A 20,772-nucleotide genomic window follows, 5' to 3' on the forward strand; every position below is an offset into this window, starting at 1 on the left:
CCGCAAAGCGGCGAGACGGGTGAGGGGTTGTCTCGACACCCTCATATCTTGCAGTTGAATTCGCCGAGAGAAACCCCTCATCCGGCGCTTCGCGCCACCTTCTCCCACAAGGGGAGAAGGGAAGACAGTGGCGCGGCCTCAGGCCTCGCGCACCACGGTCTTCAGATAATTATACGCCTTGATGATTTCGATCAGGCGATCCTCGGTGGAGCGGTCGCCACCGTTGGCATCGGGGTGGTGCTGCTTCACCAGCGCCTTGTACTTGGACTTGACGTCGGCGAGCGTGGACTCGGGGCCGAGGCCCATCACCTGGAGCGCCTTGCGCTCGGCGTTCATGATCTTGCGCGTCTCGGCCTTGGGCGCGGCCTGCGGCCCGGCACGCCAGCCGGTACGGCCGTTCAGCTCCTGGAACATGCTGAACGGATCGAAGGCGCCGTCGATCTCGGCCTCGGCGCCCTTCTTGACGCCGCCATTGGCGCCCATCTTCCAGGTCGGACGATGACCGGTCAGCGCATCTTTCTGATAGCGCGCGACAGCGTCGGCATTCATGCCGGAGAAAAAATTGTAGTTCTGGTTGTACTCGCGCACGTGGTTCAGGCAGAAGTGCCAGTACTCACGCTGATTGTCGCGACCCTTGGGCGCACGATGCGCGCCCTTGTTCTGACACCCGGTCCATTCGCAATTGACCACGGCGTCGCGCGGCTTCACCTCCGGCTGCTTGCCTTTCGGCTTGATCCGGATGGAGTCGAAGAACTTTGATGAATCGATCGGCATGGCTGACTTTGACTACGCAATGCAAAAACCTTCAAGTCTTGACATTGCAATTAGCTGAAAAGCATAGCCGAAACTATGCTGAGGCGTCCTTGAACGGCCGCTAGAGGCGGCCTATGCAATACGGAGAGCGATCTCGCACCGTAATGACCCAGATGGCCATCAGAGACACTATCAGCAACAAGTTGCAGGAAGCTTTCACGCCGGAAAGCCTGCAAGTCGTCGACGAGTCACATTTACATGAGGGCCACGCCGGCCATCGGCCGAGCGGCGAGACGCACTTTCGGGTTTATATTGTGTCTTCCGCCTTCAAAGGGAAGAGCCGGGTCGATCGCCACCGCATGATAAATTCGGCGCTGGCCGCGGAACTCTCCGGCAGCGTGCACGCGCTGGCGATCCACGCGCAAGCGCCGGGAGAAGGCGGCAGCTAGCTCGCCGATGCGGCTGTCATGCCCGCGAAGGCGGGCATCCAGTACTCCGAGGCGGCGCGGCTAGAATCGAGCCGCTGCGGCTTACTGGGTCGTCCGCCCCAGTGCGCAAGCGCGCACAAGGCGGACGATGACAGCTACCGCTTCAAAACGACGTCCCCGCCCGCCGCCGCTTGGCTTCCTCCATTTCCGTCTCGCGCGGCACCGGTGAAATACGGAGCGCGGTGATGCGGTTGCGTTCGCGGCGGAGGACGCGGAAGCGGAAGCCGTGAAAGGTGAAACTCTGGCCGCGGTCGGGGATCGAGCGCGCCTCGTGAATGACGAGGCCGGCGACCGTCGTTGCCTCTTCGTCGGGCAGGTGCCAGTCCATTGCGCGGTTGAGATCGCGGATCGGGACCGAGCCGTCGACGACGACCGAGCCGTCCGGCTGGGCGCGCACGCCCGCGACCACGACGTCATGCTCGTCGGAGATGTCGCCGACGATCTCTTCCAGAATGTCTTCCAGCGTCACGAGACCTTCAACTTCGCCGTACTCGTCGACGACCAGGGCGAAATGAGTCTTGCGGCGGCGGAACGCCTTGAGCTGCTCGGAGACGGGCCGCATTTCCGGCACGAACCAGGGCGGCAGCGCGATGGTCGAGACGTCGATGCGCGAGGTATCGCCGTCGGACGCGCGGATCGCGCGCAGCAGATCCTTGGCGTGGAGCACGCCGATGATGTTTTCCGGTTTCTCCCGCCACAGCGGGATGCGGGTGTATTCGGCCGCCAGCACCTCGCGCACCAGATCCTCCGGCGGCAGGTCGGCGTTGATCATCGTCATCTCGGTGCGATGGATCATGACGTCGGAGACCTGGAGCTCGCGCAGATCGAGCAGCCCGCCGAGCATGTCGCGGTCGTGCTTCTCAAACTTGCCTTCATGATGCAGCAGGTCGACCGCGCCGCGGAGGCGCTCGGTCGGCGACAGGATCGCCTGGTGCTCGCCGGCAAGGCCAAACAGGCGCATCAACAGCCGCACGATGACTTCCACGATCCGCAGCAGCGGCCCCAGCACGTACATCGTCAGCCGCATCGGGCGCGCGACCGCGAGCGCCATACGGTCGGGCGCGTTGATCGCGATGGTCTTGGGCAGCACCTCGGCGAAGATCACGACCAGTGCGGTCATCAAGCCGGTGGCATAGAGCACGCCGACGTCGCCGAACCAGGCCGTGAAAATGCTGGTGGCCAGGGCGGATGCACTGATATTGGCGATGTTGTTGCCGAGCAGCAGGGCGCCGATCAGGCGCTCGCGCATGTCGAGCAGCTGCGAAACCACGTCGGCGTCGCGATTACCCTGCTTGGAGAGCCGCAGCATGCTGGCGCGCGAGGCGCCCGTCAGTGCGGTCTCGCTCGCGGCGAAGAAGCCGGAGACCAGCAGGCAGAGAATGACGATGGTGAATCCGAGCCAATCCATGAACCACTCTGGTTTCTTGTTTTGACGCGTTTCTTACGCGAACCGGTACCCACTTCGCGCGAAAACGCTGTAGCGCCGTTCAGCCTCGCGTCATGCCTTTTGCGCGAGCTTGTCCTTCAGGAAGTCGCGCACCGGAGCCGGCTCGACGTTCTTCACGGCGACGGCCCGCCCCACCGCCTCCAGCAGGATGAAGGTGAGCCTGCCGCGCTCGACCTTCTTGTCCTGCGCCATCAGCGTCATCAGCGCGTCGGCATCGGCAAGCCCCTCCTGCTCGAAGCCCGCGATGTCCTGCAAGCGCGTCGGCAAGCCGGCGTCAATGAGGTGACGCTCGACTCGCATCGCATCGGCTTCGCCGATCATGCCGAGCTTCGCCGAAAACTGCGCCGCCAGCGTCATGCCGATCGAAACGCCCTCGCCGTGAAACAGGCGGTCGGAGAAGCCGGTCGCGGCTTCTAGTGCATGGCCGAACGTGTGGCCGAGATTGAGCAGCGCACGCTCGCCGGTCTCGCGCTCGTCGCGCGAGACGACGCCGGCCTTGGCGCGGCAGGAGGTCGCGATCGCATGCTCGCGCGCCGAACCGCCTTTGGAGATGTCGGAATGGTTGTTCTCGAGCCAGGCGAAGAAGGCCTCGTCGCCGAGCACGCCGTATTTGGCGACCTCGGCATAGCCGGCGCGAAACTGCCGCGGCGACAACGTGTCGAGCACGGCGGTGTCGGCGATCACAAGCACCGGCTGGTGGAAGGCGCCGAGCAGATTCTTGCCCTGCGGCGAGTTGATGCCGGTCTTGCCGCCGACGGAGGAATCGACCTGCGCCAGCAGCGAGGTCGGCACCTGCACGAAGTCGACGCCGCGACGCAGGATCGCCGCCGCAAAGCCGGCGAGATCGCCGACCACGCCGCCGCCGAGCGCGATGACGAGATCGTTGCGCTCGATCTTGGCGGCGATCAGGGCTTCGCTGACCTTTTCGAGCCCGGCATAGGTCTTGGAGATCTCGCCTTCCTCGACGACGATGCGCGATGTCGGAACGCCGCTGGCTGCGAGGGACGCCTCGGCGGGTTCGAGCCAGTATTTCGCGACGGTGCGATCCGTCACGATCGCGGTGCGCACGCCGGGGCGCAGGCGCGCGACGCGTTCGCCGAGCGAGGCCAGCACGCCGCGGCCGATGACGATGTCATAGGCGCGATTCCCCAGCGCGACGTCGACATTGACGGGATCTGAATGTTTCAAAGGCGCGGTCATCGTGCGGCACTCGCGACGTCGGCTGGTGGCGGGGACGCCCGTTCGCCGCAAAGATGCGCGCGCAGCGTCTCTATCGTCTCATCGACGATCTTGTCGTGCGGCACGTCGCGCGAGGCGATGGTGAGGTCGGCATGGCCGTAGACCGGCTCGCGCTCGGTGAGCAGGCGCGTCACGGTTCCTTCGGGATCGGCGGTCTGGAGCAGCGGACGGTCGGCGCGCCGGCGCACGCGGCGCATGATGACATCATGATCGGCCTTGAGCCAGATCGATATCGCCTTCGCCGCGATCCGGGTCCGCGTCTCCTCGCGCATGAAGGCGCCGCCGCCGGTCGCCAGCACGATGGGACCGCCGTCGAGCAGACGCGCGATCACGCGGGCCTCGCCGTCGCGGAAATGCGGCTCGCCATGGCGCTCGAAGATTTCCGGTATGGTCATGCCGGCCGCCGCCTCGATCTCGGTGTCGGCATCGACGAAGGGCAGCTTGAGCCGGAGAGCCATGCGGCGGCCGATGGTGGATTTGCCCACCCCCATCATGCCGACGAGCACGATCGAGCGCGTCCCCAGCGCCGACAGGATGTCGGCCTCGGGCGAGGCTTGGATCGGCAACGCGGCGTCGGGCATTTGTCTCGCTCGAATGGGTCTCGCTCGATCTGCCGCCAAAGGCGGCATCCTTTGGCCACCTATACGACCCCGCAGGGGCCCTCGCCAGAGGACTCTTGCCACGAAACGGCGAACGTGTTGGATGATTTCATTGGTTAATTTGCCCGCCAAGCCCCTGACCGAGACCCTCTCCGAGATCCTGCCGATGCCCAGCCTGTTCCGCTTCCTGACGGTCGTCGCCGTGATCGCCGGCATCGTCTATGGCGTGGTCTTCGCGCTGGCGAACTTCGTCAATCCCAAGCCGCGGGAGATGACGGTGACGATCCCGCCGGATAAGTTTCTCAAGAAATAGCAGCTAGGCTGCGGGCATGCGTGCCAGATCTTCCGATAACAAGTCCTCAGACGCCAAGCTCACCGGCCTGTTCCTCGACATGCTCGCGGCGGAACAGGGCGCCGGCCCCAATACGCTCGACGCCTACCGCCGCGACCTCACCGACTTCTCCGAGTTTCTCGGTCGCGCCGGCCGTGCATTTGCGGACGCGGAAACACAGACGCTGCGCGACTATCTCGCCGATCTCGACACGCGCGGCTTCAAGTCCACCAGCGTCGCGCGGCGGCTGTCGGCGATGCGGCATCTCTATCGCTTCCTCCTGAACGAACGCATCAGAACCGACGATCCCGCGGCGATCCTGTCCGGCCCCAAGCGCGGCCGTGGCCTGCCGAAGGTGCTGTCGATCGCGGATGTCGACCGCATGCTCCGCCGCGCCAAGGAATTGAGCGAGGCGGAGGATGCCTCGCTCTCGAAACGGCTGCGCGCCCTGAGACTCTATTGCCTGCTCGAGGTGCTCTACGCCACCGGCCTGCGCGTCTCCGAACTGGTGGCGCTGCCACGTACGGCCGCGAAGCGCGACGCCCGCATGATCGTGGTGCGCGGCAAGGGCAACAAGGAACGGCTGGTGCCGCTCAACGAGGCCTCGCGCCAGGCGATGGCCGATTATCTCGCGGCGACCGAGGCGGCCAAGGACAACAACAAGACCGACAAGAAGAACAGCGTGGCGGCCTCGAAATGGTTGTTCCCCTCGTTCGGCGAGAGCGGACATCTGACGCGGCAGCATTTTGCCCGCGACTTGAAGGAGCTCGCGGTCGCTTCGGGCCTCCAGGCCCGGCTGGTCTCCCCCCACGTGCTGCGCCACGCCTTCGCCAGCCACCTGCTGCACAACGGGGCCGATTTGCGCATCGTGCAGACGCTGCTCGGCCACACCGACATCTCGACGACCCAGATCTACACCCACGTGGTCGAGGAGCGGCTGAAGAGCCTGGTCCGCGACCTGCACCCGCTGGCGGAGAAATAGTTGCTGCCGTAGCTGCAGTAGCCCGCATGAGCGAAGCGACATCCGGGATTGACGATCGGGCGACCTGCCCCGGATATCGCTTCGCTCATCCGGGCTACGGTACTGGAACGATGAAACCGCCTTGACTTCGGCCACATCTCCGCAGAAAGAGCCGGGGCCTCACGATGATTTGGCCTGCGCTCGTTGCGAGCACACAAGCCAACTCATTGACGAACCTACACTTCTTTCCGCGACATCGAATCCGCTTCGCCGCCTCGCCCCGTCCTCCCTATATTGAGTTGATGCCAGACCAGATGCGCAGCTATCTCGATTTCGAAAAGCCCGTCGCCGAGCTCGATTCCAAGCTCGATGAATTGCGGACGCTTGCGGCCTCCGGCAGCGACATCGCCGAGGAGATCGGGCGGATCGAGGACAAGGCGGCGCAGGCGATGGCCGACCTCTATCTGAACCTGACGCCGTGGCAGAAAACGCTGGTCGCGCGGCATCCGCAGCGGCCGCATTTCAACGACTTCATCAAGGGCCTGATCACCGAGTTCACCCCGCTCGCCGGCGATCGCAAGTTCGGCGAGGACGAGGCGCTGGTGGCCGGCTTCGGCCGCTTCCGCGGCGAGGCCATCTGCGTGATGGGCCAGGAAAAGGGCGATTCCACCGAGAGCCGCATCAAGCATAATTTCGGCATGGCGCGGCCCGAGGGCTATCGCAAATGCGTGCGGCTGATGGAGATGGCGGAGCGGTTCGGCCTGCCGGTGCTGTCGCTCGCCGATTCCGCCGGCGCCTATCCCGGCATCGGCGCGGAAGAGCGCGGCCAGGCCGAGGCGATCGCGCGTTCGACTGATGCCTGCATGGCGCTGACCGTGCCGAACGTCGCCATCATCACCGGCGAGGGCATGTCGGGCGGCGCCATCGCCATCACCACCGCCAACAAGGTCCTGATGCTGGAGCACGCGATCTACAGCGTGATCTCGCCCGAGGCGGCGTCCTCGATCCTCTGGCGCGACGGCTCCAAGGCGCAGGAAGCCGCCAACAACATGAAGATCACGGCCCAGGACATGCTCCGCTTCGGCGTGATCGACAGCATCCTGAAGGAGCCGGTCGGCGGCGCCCATCGCGACCCCGCCGCCATGATCGCCACCACGGGCGACGCCATTGCCAAGGCCTTTGACGAACTCCGGGGTCTGGACGGGGACGCCATCCGCAAGCATCGGCGGCAGAAATTCCTCGATATTGGCCGGAAACTGGGCTGATTCGGGCGGGCTTTGGGGCCCATTGGACGCGTCCCCCTCCGCCGTCGTCCTGGCTTTCGCCGAGACGACGCTGAATTTGAGGCCGGCCAAACCGTCCCGGAGGCCCCCGGTAACCCCGCGTTAACCCTTTTTTTGCCCAAATCAGCGATCTCAGTGCTGGTTTGGCCGAAAGGCCCAAGTTTCAGCCCAGTTTAAGTCTTCGTTGACCACGCCTTTGGGCCAACGGGCTCGTGATCCCCGTGCGGGTTGCGACCACATGACCCAGAGGTTAGAATTTTAATCAATGGCTTCAGGGCATAAGCGCTGGAGCGTGATTGCGAAAAAGCCCGTCGCGACGGGTCCCGGTCTCCGGTCGGATCATGCTTCAAGATTGGGGTTTGCGCGCGATGCCTTGGACGGTGTGGGGTCCATCTTGATTTCTCGTTCGCTTGCTCGCGCGTTTCTGGTTTCGGTGGCGCTTGCCGCCAGCTTCGTGCTGGCCGGCTGCGACACCGACCAGGCTTCGCTTGCGACCAATGCCAAGGCCAACCAGCCGGTGCCGCCAAAGCTTCTCGCCGCGATGGTCGAGAAGAACATGGATCTGCAATCACCGATCCTGGTGCGCCTGTTCAAGCAGGAGGCCGAGCTCGAGGTCTGGAAGCAGACCCGCAACGGCCAGTTCGCGCTGCTCAAGACCTATCCGATCTGTCGCTGGTCGGGCGATCTCGGCCCGAAGGTGCGCGAAGGCGATCGTCAGGCGCCGGAAGGATTCTACTCGATCAATCCGGGCCAGATGAATCCGCAATCGGCGTACTATTTGTCGTTCAACACGGGCTATCCGAACGCGTTCGACAAGGCTTTGGGCCGCAGCGGCTCGCAGCTGATGGTGCATGGCGATTGTTCGTCGCGCGGCTGCTACGCGATGACGGACGAGCAGATCGCCGAGATCTATTCGCTCGGGCGCGAATCCTTCTTCGGCGGCCAGAAGGCGTTCCAGCTGCAGGCCTATCCGTTCAAGATGACGCCGGTGAACATGGCCAAGCACCGGAACAATCCGAACATGCCGTTCTGGAAGATGATCAAGGAAGGCTATGATCATTTCGAGGTGACGCGGCAGGAGCCGAAGGTCGATTTCTGCGAGAAGAAGTACGTGTTCGACGCGGCGAAGCCGCCCGACGCCAAGCGCGATCCGGTGTTCGACGCGTCCGCTAAGTGCCCGGCCTATGTGATCCCCGAGGAGATCGCCAGCGCCGTGCGCGAGAAGGATGCGCGCGACCAGGCGGAGTACAACAAGCTGGTTTCGCGCGGCACGCCCGTTGCGCGCATGAACACCGGCATCGACGGCGGCATGAACAAGATCTTTGCCGCGAAGATTCCGGAAGGCTCGACCGGTCTGTCCGAGGGCGCCGAAGGCACCACGCTCCAGATGTTGGCGATGGCGAAGGCGCCGGGCACCATCCCTGGACACGTCAATCCGCCGAAGCCGAATCTCGATGCAGCCGCGCCCTCGCCGCAGGAAGAGCCGGTCGTCGCCGTCAGCGCGCCCGCCGCCAGCGCCCGCGTCGCCACCGCAGCTCCGCCCGAGAAATCCGGCTTCTTCTCCAATCTCGGCCGCAAGATAGGTGTGGGCAATGCCGACGCCACCGCGACCACGCCGCCGCCGCAGGCCACGGCATCCGTCGCCCCGGCTGCGACGTCGACGACGCCGCCCACCGCAGCCTCGAGGCTGAAGGCCGCGGTGACCCGGTTCGTACCGGGCCGCGACACGTCCAAGGACGCAGCGAAGGATGCACCGAAGCCGGCTGTTGCCACTGCCAAACCCGCCGAACCTGCGAAGCCCGACACCCGCCTCGCCGCAACCCGCCCGACGCTGAAGCCGTCGGTGTCGGATGGCGCGGGTGAAGCGACCCAGATCATGGGCGCCGCGCCGGTGGTGCAATCGAACTCGTTCGACAGCCGGTTTGGGGCGGTGAAGTAAAGCGGGCGCTCCGCTTAATCTCTTCGATCCATCCCAGCCTGACGCCGTCATTCCCCGCGAAGGCGGGGAATCCAGTATTCCAGAGGCACCCCTTATCGATCGAGAAGCTGCGGCGTACTGGATGCCCCGCCTTCGCGGGGCATGACAGCCGAGCTCGGTGTGAGAGCGATGCGCTTCACGCGCGCCCTAGGGCGCCAGATACCGCAGCAGCTCCGGATTGCCCCTCACCTCGCCCGCTTCGCCTTGCAGCGCGACGCGGCCGCGGTCCAGCACGTAGGCGTAATCGGCGACGCGGAGCGCGAGGTCGAGGTGCTGCTCGACGATGATGACGGCGATGGTTTTCGCAAGCTCGATCAGGCGCTCGGTGATCTCCTCGATTACGCCGATCCAGACGCCTTCGGTCGGCTCGTCGAGCAGAAGAAGTTTTGGATCGCCCAGCATGGCGCGGCCGATGGCGAGCATCTTGCGCTCGCCGCCGGAAAGCGTGCCGGCGGGCTGGTCGAGGCGCTGGCCGAGCTTTGGGAAGATGGTCAGCACGTGCTCGACCGCGTCGGCTTTCCTGCTCGCGAGCGACCCGACCGCGAGATTGTCGCGCACCGACAGGCGCGCGAACACCGAATGCTCCTGCGGCACGTAGCCGATGCCGGCGCGCACGCGCTCCTGGGTCGCGCGGCGGCTGACGTCGCGGCCATCGAAGGCGACCTCGCCCTTCCACGGCGGCAGTTCGCCGACGATGGTCTTCATCAGCGTGGTCTTGCCGGCGCCGTTGCGGCCCAGCACGGCGACACCGCCGCGCCAGGGAATGCCGAGGTTGACGTCGAACAGGACCTGGCTGCGACCATAGCCGGCGTCGAGATGCTTGATGTCCAAAAATTCAGGCACGGCGCAAATAGATCTCCTGGACGGCCTTGTTGGCCTGGATCTCCGACACCGTGCCGGACGCCAGCACCTTGCCCTGGTCGAGCACGGTGAGACGATCGCAGATGTCGCGGATGAAATCGAGATCGTGCTCGACGATGACCAGCGAGCAATGTTTTTTGATCGGCTGCAGCAATTCACCGGTGACGCGGCGCTCCTCCAGGCTCATGCCGCCGGTCGGCTCGTCCAGCAGCAGAAGCTTCGGCTTGCAGGCCAGCGCCATCGCGATCTCCAGCCATTGCTGCTGGCCGTGCGACAGCGCCGCCGCCGCGTCGAAAGCGCGGTTGGCGAGGCGAAATTGCGTCAGCATGGTCATGACCTGATCGTGCAAGAGCCCGCGCGTGCGCGAGAACACGAGATCGAACAGCGAGGATTGCGCCTGCAGCGCGAGCAGAATGTTGTCGTAGAGCGTCAGCGTCGGCAGCACGGATGTGATCTGAAATTTCAAGCTCATACCGGCGCGGGCACGCTCGGTCGGCGTGAACGCGGTGATATCGGCGTTGACGAAGGAGACCTTGCCCTGTGTCGGCACCTCGGCGCCGGCGATGCACTTCATCAGCGTGCTCTTGCCGGAGCCGTTCGGGCCGATCAGGCCGTGAAACTCGTTCTCGCCGACGGTCAGCGCGGCGCCGTCGAGCGCGGTGAGCTTCCCGAAGATCTTCTTGACGCCGGTGGCTTCAAGGAGCGGCATCGCGCTTCTCCTTCGCGGTCTTCCTGGATTTGCCACCAAAGCTGCCGACCCGCTCGCGCTCGCCGAGCACGAAGCTGATCAGGCCGAGCGGCCGGAACAGAATCACCAGCAGGAGCAGCACGCCAAGGATGATCGGCCAGACCTCGCGGTAATTGTCCGAGAGCCAGAAGCTGACGCCCTCGACGATGACGGCACCGATGACGGCGCCGATCAGCGTGCCGGAGCCGCCGAACAGCACATAGAGCACCACTTGCGTCGAGACCACGACGCCGACCATGTTGGGCCAGACGAAACCTTCGTGGAAGGCATAGAGGCTGCCGGCGAGGCCGGCCACTGCGCCTCCGATCGCAAAAATGATCGCCTTCAGATGCTGCGCCTTGTAGCCGAAAAAGGCGATGCGCTGCTCGTTCTCGCGCAATCCCGCGAGCGCCAACCCGAACTGCGAGCGCACCAGAAAGCGGCAGAGGAGATAGACCACGACGAGCAGGCCAAGCACGAGATAATAGAACGGCGGCCCTTCCGAGAACTCGTAACTGCCGAGCGTCATCGAGGAGATCGAGGGGATGCCGTTCTGGCCACCGAGATAGTACCAGCCGCGCGCAAGCCGATCGGCGGCGTAGGATCCGGTCAGCGTGCCCAGCGAGACGAAGATCACGCTGGAGGGATGCCGTCCAAGCAGCAGGAAGCCGCCCAGCAGTAGCGCAAAGGTGAGCCCGATCATGGTGCCCGCGGGCAGCACCAGGAAGATGTTGGTAATGTCGAGATCGCGCGCGAGCAGCGCCACGCCATAGCCGGCCGAGCCGAAAAACAGCGCCTGGCCGAAGCTCATGATGCCGGCATAGCCCCACACCAGGTCGAATGACAGCGCGAACAGCGCGAGGATGATCACGCGCGTCGCGAACACCGTGAGGTAGTCCTGCAGCACCAGCGGCGCGAGCAGCGCCGCGACGAGCACGACGCCCTCCACGATCGGCAGGATTTTCCGCGCCGAACCGGCTTGCCCTGCTGATCCGTGTTCAACCATGGCAACGTTCTGCTCCCCGCTGATCTCAGCGGGGACTGCCTGCTTTACTGCGCCCATCGCTTTCGGCATTCGACTCTAGCATTCCTTGGGATCGACGAGTCCGTCGCTGCGTCCGACGATCTCGTAGTTCCCGCCTTTGGCGACAGCGGTGTACATCTTCATCTTGCAGTGGCGCTTGCCCGGCACCATCTCGGCAGGTCCGCCGGGACCTTCGGCGATCTTGGCATGATCGAGCGCAGCGGCGACCGAGTCGCGATCGACCTTGCCGGCTTCCTTGACGGCGGCTTCCCACAGTTTCAGGCCGCGATAGGTGCCGGTGGCGGCGCTGCCGGCAGCGAACAGGAAGTTGCCCGGGAAATCCTTCTCGTAGGCCGCCTGGATTTTTGCGTCGAACGGGTTCTCCTTGGTGAGCACCTTGAAATAATCGAGACAGCTGGCGAGACCCTCGATCTCGGCCGCCTGATTGATGTTGAGCGTGTTCTCGTCATAGTAGACGCAGGCCAGCCGTCCGCCATTCTTGAGAAAGCCGGCCTCGTAGAGCTGCTTGAAGAACGGACCGACGCCGGGCGGGATGACGGTGTTGAAGACGACGTCGACCTTGTTGGAGATGATGCGGTTGACGGTCGAGGAGAAGTCGACCTGGTCAAGCGGATAGTATTCCTCGAACACGACCTCGCCGCCGTTGGCCTCGATCACCTTGCGGGCGTAGACGTTGAGTGTGTGCGGCCAGACATAGTTGGCGCTCGGCAGCGCGAACTTCTTGCCGCCGTTCTTGATCAGCCAGGGAATGAACTCGTCACACTGCTGCGCCGGCGTCGGCCCGGTACAGAACAGATAAGGCGTGCACTCCTTGCCTTCGTAGAGCTGCGGATAGATGTAGAGCGTCTTGCCGCGCGCGACGATCGGGTCCTTGATGGCGTTGCGCATCGACGAGGTGATGCCGCCCAATACCATGTCGACCTTGTCGCGCTGGATCAGCTTGCGGACGTTGCCGACCGCGACGGATTCGTTCGAGGCGGTGTCCTCGATAAAGAGCTCGAGCGGGCGGCCGAGCAGACCGCCGCCGGCGTTGATCTCCTTGATCACCATCTTGGCGACGTTGGCGTCGGCATTGCCGGCGTAGGCAATCGGCCCGGTGAGGTCGGTGGCGATGCCGACCTTGATCGGGGCTTCGGCCGCATTGGCCCAGGGCGCCGGGATCACCCAACCGCCGACGCCGGTTGCGACTGCACCGGAGGCAAAGGCGAGATTCGAAAGGAACCGGCGACGGGAGAGCTGAGAACGATCGGACATGTGACTAAACCCCTTTTCCAGCAATGAGGCCCTGCGGCCGGAATTTGATGAAGACGATGGCGAGAACGAAGACGAGGACATCGGCCACGACGGGCGCCATCACCCAGGGCAGCGCGGCGCTGAGCGTGCCGATGACGCCGGCGCCCGCGACCGGCCCGATGAAGGAGCCGACGCCGCCGACCATGACCGCGACAAAGCCCTGGATCAGGAAGCGCAGGCCGAGATCGGCGAACAGGCTGAACACCGGCACGATCAGTGCGCCGGCAAGGCCGGCAAGCGCCGCGCCGAACGCAAAGGTGGCGCCGTAGATCAGCGGCGTGGAGATTCCGGAGGCGCGGGCCAGCGAAGGATTTTCCAGGGTAGCGCGCACGCGCAGGCCGAAGCTGGTGCGCGCCAGCAGCAGATAGCAGCCGCCCATCACCAGCGCCGTGATGATGATGATGGTGAAGCGCCAGGCGGAGATGTGCATGGCACCGATATCGATCGAGCCGCCGATCGGCTCCGGCACGGTGAGATAGAAGCCGCCGATCAAGCCGCGCACGGATTCGCGGATGATCAGGCCGAGCGCATAGGTGCCGAGCATGGCGACGATGGGGGCTGCGTAGAAGCGTCGGATGATCAGCGCCTCCAGCACGAAGCCGAGCGCGCCGACAATGAATGGTGCGGCGACCATGCCGGCCCAGATCGGCAGGCCCTTGGCGTAGGCGAGATAGGTGATGTAGGCCCCGAGCAGGACGAACTCGCCCTGCGCGAAGTTGAAGATGCCCATCATGCTGGCGATGATCCCGAGCCCCAGCACGATCAGGACGATGATCGCGCCGAAGCTCAGGATCTCGAACGCCGCGACGAACGCGTTAGCCATGCGCCGGAGCCTTTCCCGTTCCGAAGGAATCGGAACGGGGCTCCGGCTCGTTGTCTTGACGCGTCCGAAAACGCTTCCCTGTTCCGTTGGCCCGCATCAATGCCTCGCTCACATCTTCTTCCAGTCGCCGATCTGCTCGAAGGCGTGGGCAGCCCGGTAGATGGTGGATTCCTCGAACATGCGGCCGACCAGCATCAGGCCGACGGGCAGGCCGTCGACCATGCCGCAGGGCAGCGACATCGCCGGATGATGGGTGATGTCGAACGGCGCGGTGTTGGAGATCATCTCCAGCGCACGCGCGACATAGTCTTCGCGGCTGGCCGTGGGCTCCGGCAGCTTCGTCGCCTTCATCGGCGTCGTCGGCAGCAGCAGCAAATCGTAGTCTTTGAAGGCCTTGTCGTAAGCCGCGGTCAGGCGTCGGGAAATGTTGAGAGCCTTGCCGTAATAGCGCGGACCAAACGTGTTGTTGATGTAGGTGCCGAGCAGCAGGAACAGCTTTGTGGTCTCGGACAGAGAATCCGCCTGCCGGCGCCAGCCCCGATGGAAATCCATCAGAGTGGTCGAATAGAGGTCGGATCGGCTCAGCCCATAACCGTCGCCATACATCATGGTCTGGGTCATGCCCTCGGTGCCGATCGGCGTCCAGATCGCGGGGCCCATGAGATGCATCGGGATCGAAACGTTCTCGACCGTGGCGCCCAGATCCTTGAAACGCTTTGCGGCCTCCCGCACGCTCTCGTTGACGGCGGCTTCGGCCGTCGCCTGCTCAAAGCCTTCCTTGAGGATGCCGATCCTCATGCCCTTGACGCCCTGGCCGAGCGCCTTGGTGTACTCCTCGACCTTGGGCGCCTTGATGCGGGGATCGTAGCCGTCGTCACCGGCCAGCACCTCCAGCAGCAGCGCGTTGTCGGCGACGGTCGCCGTCATCGGGCCGGTGTGGTCGACGAACACCTCGATCGGCATGATGCCGGTGTAGGGCACGAGGCCCCAGGTCGGCTTCATGCCATAAGTGCCGCAGAACGAGGACGGCATGCGGATCGAACCGCCCTGGTCGCCGCCGATCGCCATGTCGACCTCGCCGAGCGCGACGACGACGCCGCTGCCTGACGACGAGCCGCCGGCCGAATAGCCCATCTTGTGCGGATTGTGGACGGCGCCGACCGCATTGGTGTGGCTGCCGCCGGACATGCAGAAGGATTCGCAATGAACTTTTCCGGCGATCTCGGCGCCGGCATCGAGCATGCGGGTGACGATGGTGGCGTCGAAATCGGGGACGTAGCCTTCGAGCGTCGCCGAGCCGTTCATCATGGGAACGCCGGCGAGCATGATGTTGTCTTTCAGGGCGACCGTCTTGCCCTTGAGCTTGCCGCTCGCCGCACCCTTCACGGTCGACTTGCGATACCAGGCGTTGCGCGGGTTCTCTTCCGGCGAGGGCCGATAGCCCGGCGTGCGCGGATATTTGACCTCCGGCACCTCGTCCGGCATGGCTCCGACGAGATTGTAGGCCTCGATCGAGCCCTGCATCAGACCGCGGAACGAGGCGACATCGTCGTCGGTCAGCGAAAGGCCGCACTGGTCGGCGACACTGCGCAATTGGGCTGGCGTGGGAAGGACAACTGTCACGGCGCTCTCCTCAAAGGCTTCTTGATCCCTGGAATTGGAATCCCTGGCATTGGAGCCTCATTGGCGCGCGTGTGCGGCGCGCGCCCATCGGCTCTACCTCGATATTACAGACGGAAATATTTTCCTTTTCAAGTATTATTTTGGATTCGGGCGTTTGCAGATGGGGCGCCGGCGTCAGATCGGTTTGATCAGCTTGAAATCGAGGCCATCCGCGCCGGCGAGATACATTTGCATCCGGGTATGACCGTTCCTGACGGTGACGGGACCGCGCGCGCCGCCATAGACGATGTTGCGGCCGGCCGCGAGCATGGGCCCCATCGCCAACGTGCCCGCCTTGTTTGCCACGGCCTCAAGGAAGCGCAGTCCCTCATAGCTGGATTGACCGAGCGAGCCGATCGGGGGGCCGTTCGGTCCGAACATCGCGCGATAGCGGCTCTGGAAGTCGTCGTTGGCCCGCGATCCGATGCCCGGGAAATAGCCGGAGGCACAGAACAGATTTTCGCTGTTGTCGGCGCCGATTCCGAGCAGCACGGTCTCGTCCATCGCCCCGGCCAGCCGCAGCGTCGTGGCGCCGAGGCCGCATTCGCCGAACGCGCGATTGAACGTGATGCTGTCGGTGCCGATCAACGAGATCAGGACGACGTCAGGCCTCGCGGCACGGATGCGCTCCAGATGCGGCTCGTGGTTGTCTTCGCCGAGGGGAACGAACTCTTCGCCGACGACATGGCCGCCGGCCTCCTTGATGTAGCGCTTCACCGCGCGGTGCGACTGCCAGGGCCAGACATAATCGCTGCCGATCAGGTACCAGCGCGCCGCCTTCTTGACGTCGGCAAGCCAGTGGATGGAGGGGCGGCTCTGCCAGCGCGGCGTCTCGCCGATCGCCATGACACCCGGCGTCTGCTCGCCGCCCTCGTAGACGGGCGTATAGATGTAGGGGATACGGTGGCGGGTCGTAACCTTGCGCAGCGCCACACGCACCGCGCTGGTATGCAGTCCCACGATGAGGTCGATCTCATCGGAAGCGATCGCCTGCTCGGCGCGGCTCAGAATCCCGTCGAGCGGCCCGCCGGCATCGTAGATCGAAAGCTCGATCTCGCGCCCGAGAATGCCGCCGCGCTTGTTGATCTCGGCGACCGCGAGCTGCGCGCTGCTTGTCGCGCACGGGCCCCAGACACCGGGCGAGCCGGTGCAGCAAATGAAGCCCCCGATGCGGAGCTTGTTGTGTGCGCCGCGGCGCTTCATGAAATGCGCATCAGCCGGCGACAGGTCGAAATCCGCTGCCGCGGGCGACAGATTCCTGAACAGCAAGGACGGCGGTAACGCCGGACCGCCGTGAGCCGGGAAGTTTACCGTCGCGCGCACGCCAACTCCTGTCTGATACCAGACTTGAAAGCTCATTCAGCAGGCGGCCGCGGCACCCGCCCTATTGTTGGGCAATATCCTATTTTGAAAATATTGAATATTCAAGAATTGAAGTGCATATAGATGCAGCATCGATTGCAAGACATTCACTCATTTGGGTCAAGACAAAGTCTTAGCCGTGGCAAAACCGAACACCCCGATCACCGAACACCTCGCGTATCTGCTCGCGCAAGCCAACCGGGAGATCAACCGGCAGCTCGAACTGCGGTTGAGCAAGGAAGGCGTGCCCGTCGAGCAGTGGCGCATTCTGAAAGTCCTGTCGGATGGCAACGGCCATTCGATGGGAGAGCTCGCGGATGCCGTGCTGCTCAACCATCCGACGCTGACCAAGATGATCGATCGCATGGTCTCGGACACGCTGGTCTACCGCGTGCAGGACCCGAACGACCGCCGCAAGGTCCTGATGTTCATCTCCGATCGCGGCAAGGTGCTGAGCAAGAAGCTCAACTCGCTCGCGGTCGACCAGGAAGAGCACATCCTCGAGAGCTACGGCGACAAATCGACGAGCGAATTGAAGCGGCTGCTGGAGAGCTTGATCGACAGCTCGAATTGAGCTGGCGTGTTTAGCAAGCTCTCTCCACACGGTCGTCCCGGCGAAGGAGATGGAGCCGCGCGCCCCATACTCGATGTCATCGCCCGATTTAATCGGGCGATCCAGTATTCCAGAGACTGACGTGATTGAACCGAGAAGCCGTGGCGTACTGGGTCGCCCGGCTAAACCGGGCGACGACAGTGGAATGTGAGGCGCCGACGTCGCACCTCACACCTGATCGCTAAGCGTACCGCCCGTGGCAGTGCTTGTACTTCTTGCCTGAGCCGCAGGGGCAATCCTCGTTGCGGCCGATCTTGCCCCAGCTTGCCGGGTTCTTGGGATCGCGCAACGCCGCGTCGGTGGCCTGCGCTCCGAGCGTGACGCTCGCGAGCGCCATTTCGTCCTCGCCGGTGTTCGGGTCGAACTTGTGCGCTTCCATCGGCGGCAGCACCGGGGCTTCCTGCTCCGGCGGCACGATCTCGACCCGCATCAGCTGCGCCGTGACGGCCTCGCGCAGATGCGCGCTCATCTCCTGGAAGAGGTTGAACGCCTCGGTCTTGTACTCCTGCAGCGGATCGCGCTGGCCGTAGCCGCGCAGGCCGATGACCTGGCGCAGATGGTCGAGCATGATCAGATGCTCGCGCCAGAGATGGTCGAGCGTCTGCAGCAGGATGGTCTTCTCGACGTAACGCATCACGTCGGGACCCCATTGCGCGACCTTTGCGGCCATGTGCTCGTCGGCGCGGGTCTCGATGCGCGTGAGCAGCTCCTCGTCGGCGATGCCCTCTTCCTTGGCCCAGTCCTCGACCGGCAGGTCGAGATCGAGCACGCGCTTGAGCTCTTCCTTCAGGCCCGCGACGTCCCACTGCTCGGCATAGGCATGCTCGGGCACGTGCTTGGCGACGAGGTCGTCGATGAAGGCGTGGCGCATGTCGGCGACGGTCTCGGCGACGCTGTCGTCCTTCATCAGGTCGACGCGCTGGTCGAAGATCACCTTGCGCTGGTCGTTCTGGACGTTGTCGAACTTGAGCAAATTCTTGCGGATATCGAAGTTGCGCGCCTCGACCTTCTGCTGCGCCTTTTCGAGCGCCTTGTTGATCCAGGGATGGATGATGGCCTCGCCCTCCTGCAGGCCGAGACGCTGCAACATGCTGTCGAGGCGATCCGAGCCGAAGATGCGCATCAGATCGTCTTCCAGCGACAGGAAGAATTTCGAGCGGCCGGGATCGCCCTGACGGCCGGAGCGGCCGCGGAGCTGGTTGTCGATGCGGCGGGATTCGTGGCGCTCGGAGCCCATGATGTAGAGGCCGCCGGGCTTCTTCACGGTCTTGGCGGGCTTCGAACCCTTCGCGGGCTCGATCTCGACCTCTTCCTCGGCCTTCAGCACGATGTCGCGGAAGTGCTCGATGTCGGCCTTGATCTGCTCGATCTTCAAGGCCTTCTCGGCCTCGTCCTCGATCGAAGCGGCCTCCTGCTGGATGCGCATTTCCAGCGAGCCGCCGAGCTTGATGTCGGTGCCGCGGCCGGCCATGTTGGTCGCGATCGTGATCGCGCCGGGGACGCCGGCTTCCGCGACGATGTAGGCTTCCTGCTCGTGGAAGCGCGCATTCAGCACCGCGAACAGCTTTGCCGGTTTGCCGGCGCGGGCCGCCGCGTACAGCTTCTGCATCGAATTTTCGTTGCCGAAATCGATCTGCCGATAGCCGTGCTTCTTGAGATATTCGGCGATCACTTCCGACTTTTCGATCGAGGCGGTGCCGACCAGCACCGGCTGCAGCCGCGCATTGGCGCGCTCGATCTCGGCCAGGATCGCGGCGTATTTCTCGTTCTGGGTGCGATAGACCTCGTCGTCCTCGTCGAGACGGGCGACCGGCAAATTGGTCGGGATCTCCACGACCTCGAGCTTGTAGATGTCGAACAATTCGTCGGCTTCGGTCAGCGCCGTGCCGGTCATGCCGGCGAGCTTTTCGTACATCCGGAAATAGTTCTGGAAGGTGATCGAGGCCAGCGTCTGGTTTTCCGGCTGGACCTGCACGTGCTCCTTGGCTTCCAGCGCCTGATGAAGGCCTTCCGAATAGCGGCGGCCCTGCATCATGCGACCGGTGAACTCGTCGATGATGACGACCTCGTCGTCGCGGACGATGTAGTCCTTGTCGCGCGTGAACAGCGTGTGGGCGCGCAGCGCCTGGTTGATGTGGTGCACGACGGAAACGTTCTCGACGTCGTAGAGCGATTCACCCTTGAGCTGGCCGGCATCGCGCAGCAGCGTCTCGATCTTCTCCATGCCGGCTTCGGTCAGCGTCACCGTACGCTGCTTCTCGTCGACGTCGTAGTCGGACTTGTCGAGCTTGGGCAGGAAGCCGTCGATGGTGTTGTAGAAGTCGGAGCGGTCGTCGAGCGGGCCGGAGATGATCAGCGGCGTGCGCGCTTCGTCGATCAGGATGGAGTCGACTTCGTCGACGATGGCGTAGAAGTGCGGCCGCTGGACCATGTCCTCGAGCCGGTACTTCATGTTGTCGCGCAGATAGTCGAAGCCGTATTCGTTGTTGGTGCCGTAGGTGATGTCACAGGCATAGGCCATCTTGCGCTCGGAATCGTCGAGGCCGTGCACGATCACGCCGGTGGTCAGGCCGAGGAAGCCGTAGATCTGGCCCATCCAGGCGGAGTCACGGCGGGCGAGGTAATCGTTGACGGTGACGACGTGGACGCCCTTGCCGGCGAGCGCGTTGAGGTAGACCGCGAGCGTTGCGACCAGGGTCTTGCCTTCGCCGGTCTTCATCTCGGCGATGTCGCCCTCGTGCAGCACCATGCCGCCGATCAGCTGGACATCGAAATGGCGCTGGCCGAGCGTGCGCTTGGCGGCTTCACGGACCGTGGCGAAAGCGGGGACCAGCAGGTCGTCCAGGGTCTTGCCCTCGGCGAGCTGCTTTCTGAACTCGACGGTGCGGGCCTTGAGTGCCTCGTCGGAGAGTTTCGAGACCTCGGGCTCCAGCGCGTTGATCGCGTTGACGCGGGACTGATATCCCTTCACCCGCCGGTCGTTGGCGGAGCCGAAAAACTTGCGGGCGAGCGCGCCGATCATGCTTAGTTCCTGTGTTCGCGATTCAACCGCGTTCGCGTTGCAGCCAAGAGGTTGTCACCCGCCTGCCTATCAACTCACCGTGACGCCTGCTGGGCGCCAGAGCCCCGTCTGCGGGGGGTCCATCCGCCATATGGGTGGGAGTTGGGCAAGTCTGGGTTCAACGGCCAAAAACGCAGCAAAATAAACGCCATCGCATGGACGCGACCGGGCAGAGATATGGCCCGGTCAGGGCCTTGTCAACGGCGGGTGCATTGCGGCTAATTCATCATTTTGACAGACTTTTCG

At 64.1% G+C, this 20,772-nt stretch carries 18 protein-coding genes; 6 read left to right on the forward strand and 12 right to left on the reverse strand.

What is annotated here, in order from left to right; genetic code table 11:
* Positions 1-138 precede the first annotated feature (138 nt).
* Complete coding sequence (locus tag AC0L23_RS29905; protein ID WP_027515160.1) at positions 139-774, reverse strand: J domain-containing protein; 636 nt, start codon at positions 772-774, stop codon at positions 139-141.
* Between the two features lie 152 nt (positions 775-926).
* Here AC0L23_RS29905 and AC0L23_RS29910 point away from each other — a divergent pair, with 152 nt between their 5' ends.
* Entirely contained in the window at positions 927-1,202 is a 276-nt protein-coding gene (locus tag AC0L23_RS29910) for a BolA family protein (protein WP_026232423.1), read from the forward strand.
* 142 nt (positions 1,203-1,344) lie between these two features.
* On the opposite strand, the gene AC0L23_RS29915 is transcribed toward AC0L23_RS29910, so the two are convergent.
* From AC0L23_RS29915 to AC0L23_RS29925, 3 genes are all read right to left on the reverse strand, one after another.
* Positions 1,345-2,649, reverse strand: a complete 1,305-nt coding sequence (locus AC0L23_RS29915; protein WP_018452925.1) for an HlyC/CorC family transporter — start codon at positions 2,647-2,649, stop codon at positions 1,345-1,347.
* A gap of 90 nt (positions 2,650-2,739) precedes the next feature.
* Positions 2,740-3,888 carry a 3-dehydroquinate synthase gene (aroB, locus tag AC0L23_RS29920; RefSeq protein WP_085358854.1) on the reverse strand — a complete coding sequence of 383 codons (1,149 nt, stop codon included), beginning with the start codon at positions 3,886-3,888 and terminating at the stop codon, positions 2,740-2,742.
* Positions 3,885-4,508: a shikimate kinase gene (locus AC0L23_RS29925; protein WP_085384097.1), complete on the reverse strand. Its 624-nt coding sequence runs from the start codon at positions 4,506-4,508 to the stop codon at positions 3,885-3,887. The genes aroB and AC0L23_RS29925 overlap by 4 nt, the downstream gene beginning before the upstream one ends.
* Positions 4,509-4,692: 184 nt before the next feature.
* Between AC0L23_RS29925 and AC0L23_RS29930 the strand changes: the two genes are divergently transcribed.
* The 4 genes from AC0L23_RS29930 to AC0L23_RS29945 all read left to right on the forward strand — a co-directional run bounded on the left by AC0L23_RS29930 (position 4,693) and on the right by AC0L23_RS29945 (position 9,040).
* Positions 4,693-4,839 carry a hypothetical protein gene (locus AC0L23_RS29930; protein WP_035669499.1) on the forward strand — a complete coding sequence of 49 codons (147 nt, stop codon included), beginning with the start codon at positions 4,693-4,695 and terminating at the stop codon, positions 4,837-4,839.
* 16 nt (positions 4,840-4,855) lie between these two features.
* Positions 4,856-5,839 (forward strand): site-specific tyrosine recombinase XerD, encoded by a 984-nt coding sequence (gene xerD / locus AC0L23_RS29935; RefSeq protein ID WP_085351648.1) that lies wholly within the window; start codon positions 4,856-4,858, stop codon positions 5,837-5,839.
* A gap of 281 nt (positions 5,840-6,120) precedes the next feature.
* On the forward strand, positions 6,121-7,083 hold the full coding sequence (locus AC0L23_RS29940) for an acetyl-CoA carboxylase carboxyltransferase subunit alpha (RefSeq protein ID WP_007599220.1): 963 nt from the start codon (positions 6,121-6,123) through the stop codon (positions 7,081-7,083).
* A gap of 412 nt (positions 7,084-7,495) precedes the next feature.
* Positions 7,496-9,040: a L,D-transpeptidase family protein gene (locus AC0L23_RS29945; protein WP_240543212.1), complete on the forward strand. Its 1,545-nt coding sequence runs from the start codon at positions 7,496-7,498 to the stop codon at positions 9,038-9,040.
* Positions 9,041-9,226: 186 nt separating this feature from the next.
* Here AC0L23_RS29945 and AC0L23_RS29950 read toward each other — a convergent pair whose 3' ends face one another.
* From AC0L23_RS29950 to AC0L23_RS29980, 7 genes are all read right to left on the reverse strand, one after another.
* Positions 9,227-9,922 carry a branched-chain amino acid ABC transporter ATP-binding protein gene (locus AC0L23_RS29950; protein ID WP_085358856.1) on the reverse strand — a complete coding sequence of 232 codons (696 nt, stop codon included), beginning with the start codon at positions 9,920-9,922 and terminating at the stop codon, positions 9,227-9,229.
* Positions 9,915-10,649 carry an ABC transporter ATP-binding protein gene (locus tag AC0L23_RS29955; RefSeq protein WP_085358858.1) on the reverse strand — a complete coding sequence of 245 codons (735 nt, stop codon included), beginning with the start codon at positions 10,647-10,649 and terminating at the stop codon, positions 9,915-9,917. The genes AC0L23_RS29950 and AC0L23_RS29955 overlap by 8 nt, the downstream gene beginning before the upstream one ends.
* Positions 10,636-11,742: a branched-chain amino acid ABC transporter permease gene (locus AC0L23_RS29960; protein ID WP_085358860.1), complete on the reverse strand. Its 1,107-nt coding sequence runs from the start codon at positions 11,740-11,742 to the stop codon at positions 10,636-10,638. The genes AC0L23_RS29955 and AC0L23_RS29960 overlap by 14 nt, the downstream gene beginning before the upstream one ends.
* Before the next feature lie 6 nt (positions 11,743-11,748).
* Positions 11,749-12,966: a substrate-binding protein gene (locus AC0L23_RS29965; protein ID WP_085358862.1), complete on the reverse strand. Its 1,218-nt coding sequence runs from the start codon at positions 12,964-12,966 to the stop codon at positions 11,749-11,751.
* Between the two features lie 4 nt (positions 12,967-12,970).
* Positions 12,971-13,828 carry a branched-chain amino acid ABC transporter permease gene (locus tag AC0L23_RS29970; RefSeq protein WP_085351651.1) on the reverse strand — a complete coding sequence of 286 codons (858 nt, stop codon included), beginning with the start codon at positions 13,826-13,828 and terminating at the stop codon, positions 12,971-12,973.
* A gap of 108 nt (positions 13,829-13,936) precedes the next feature.
* Complete coding sequence (locus tag AC0L23_RS29975) at positions 13,937-15,451, reverse strand: amidase (protein ID WP_085351652.1); 1,515 nt, start codon at positions 15,449-15,451, stop codon at positions 13,937-13,939.
* A 174-nt stretch (positions 15,452-15,625) separates the two neighbouring features.
* Complete coding sequence (locus AC0L23_RS29980) at positions 15,626-16,813, reverse strand: substrate-binding domain-containing protein (protein WP_085384113.1); 1,188 nt, start codon at positions 16,811-16,813, stop codon at positions 15,626-15,628.
* A gap of 178 nt (positions 16,814-16,991) precedes the next feature.
* Here AC0L23_RS29980 and AC0L23_RS29985 point away from each other — a divergent pair, with 178 nt between their 5' ends.
* Positions 16,992-17,426 carry a MarR family winged helix-turn-helix transcriptional regulator gene (locus tag AC0L23_RS29985; protein ID WP_007599198.1) on the forward strand — a complete coding sequence of 145 codons (435 nt, stop codon included), beginning with the start codon at positions 16,992-16,994 and terminating at the stop codon, positions 17,424-17,426.
* 220 nt (positions 17,427-17,646) lie between these two features.
* Here AC0L23_RS29985 and secA read toward each other — a convergent pair whose 3' ends face one another.
* Complete coding sequence (gene secA / locus AC0L23_RS29990) at positions 17,647-20,487, reverse strand: preprotein translocase subunit SecA (protein ID WP_085394759.1); 2,841 nt, start codon at positions 20,485-20,487, stop codon at positions 17,647-17,649.
* Positions 20,488-20,772 lie beyond the last annotated feature (285 nt).

It is taken from the genome of Bradyrhizobium sp. MI1.4, from assembly GCF_055811315.1.

Coding starts and splice junctions, on each gene's coding strand:
- AC0L23_RS29905 (WP_027515160.1), bottom strand. CDS start 774: ATGCCGATCGATTCATCAAAGTTCTTCGACTCCATCCGGATCAAGCCG.
- AC0L23_RS29910 (WP_026232423.1), top strand. CDS start 927: ATGGCCATCAGAGACACTATCAGCAACAAGTTGCAGGAAGCTTTCACG.
- AC0L23_RS29915 (WP_018452925.1), bottom strand. CDS start 2,649: ATGGATTGGCTCGGATTCACCATCGTCATTCTCTGCCTGCTGGTCTCC.
- aroB (WP_085358854.1), bottom strand. CDS start 3,888: ATGACCGCGCCTTTGAAACATTCAGATCCCGTCAATGTCGACGTCGCG.
- AC0L23_RS29925 (WP_085384097.1), bottom strand. CDS start 4,508: ATGCCCGACGCCGCGTTGCCGATCCAAGCCTCGCCCGAGGCCGACATC.
- AC0L23_RS29930 (WP_035669499.1), top strand. CDS start 4,693: ATGCCCAGCCTGTTCCGCTTCCTGACGGTCGTCGCCGTGATCGCCGGC.
- xerD (WP_085351648.1), top strand. CDS start 4,856: ATGCGTGCCAGATCTTCCGATAACAAGTCCTCAGACGCCAAGCTCACC.
- AC0L23_RS29940 (WP_007599220.1), top strand. CDS start 6,121: ATGCCAGACCAGATGCGCAGCTATCTCGATTTCGAAAAGCCCGTCGCC.
- AC0L23_RS29955 (WP_085358858.1), bottom strand. CDS start 10,649: ATGCCGCTCCTTGAAGCCACCGGCGTCAAGAAGATCTTCGGGAAGCTC.
- AC0L23_RS29960 (WP_085358860.1), bottom strand. CDS start 11,742: ATGCCGAAAGCGATGGGCGCAGTAAAGCAGGCAGTCCCCGCTGAGATC.
- AC0L23_RS29965 (WP_085358862.1), bottom strand. CDS start 12,966: ATGTCCGATCGTTCTCAGCTCTCCCGTCGCCGGTTCCTTTCGAATCTC.
- AC0L23_RS29970 (WP_085351651.1), bottom strand. CDS start 13,828: ATGGCTAACGCGTTCGTCGCGGCGTTCGAGATCCTGAGCTTCGGCGCG.
- secA (WP_085394759.1), bottom strand. CDS start 20,487: ATGATCGGCGCGCTCGCCCGCAAGTTTTTCGGCTCCGCCAACGACCGG.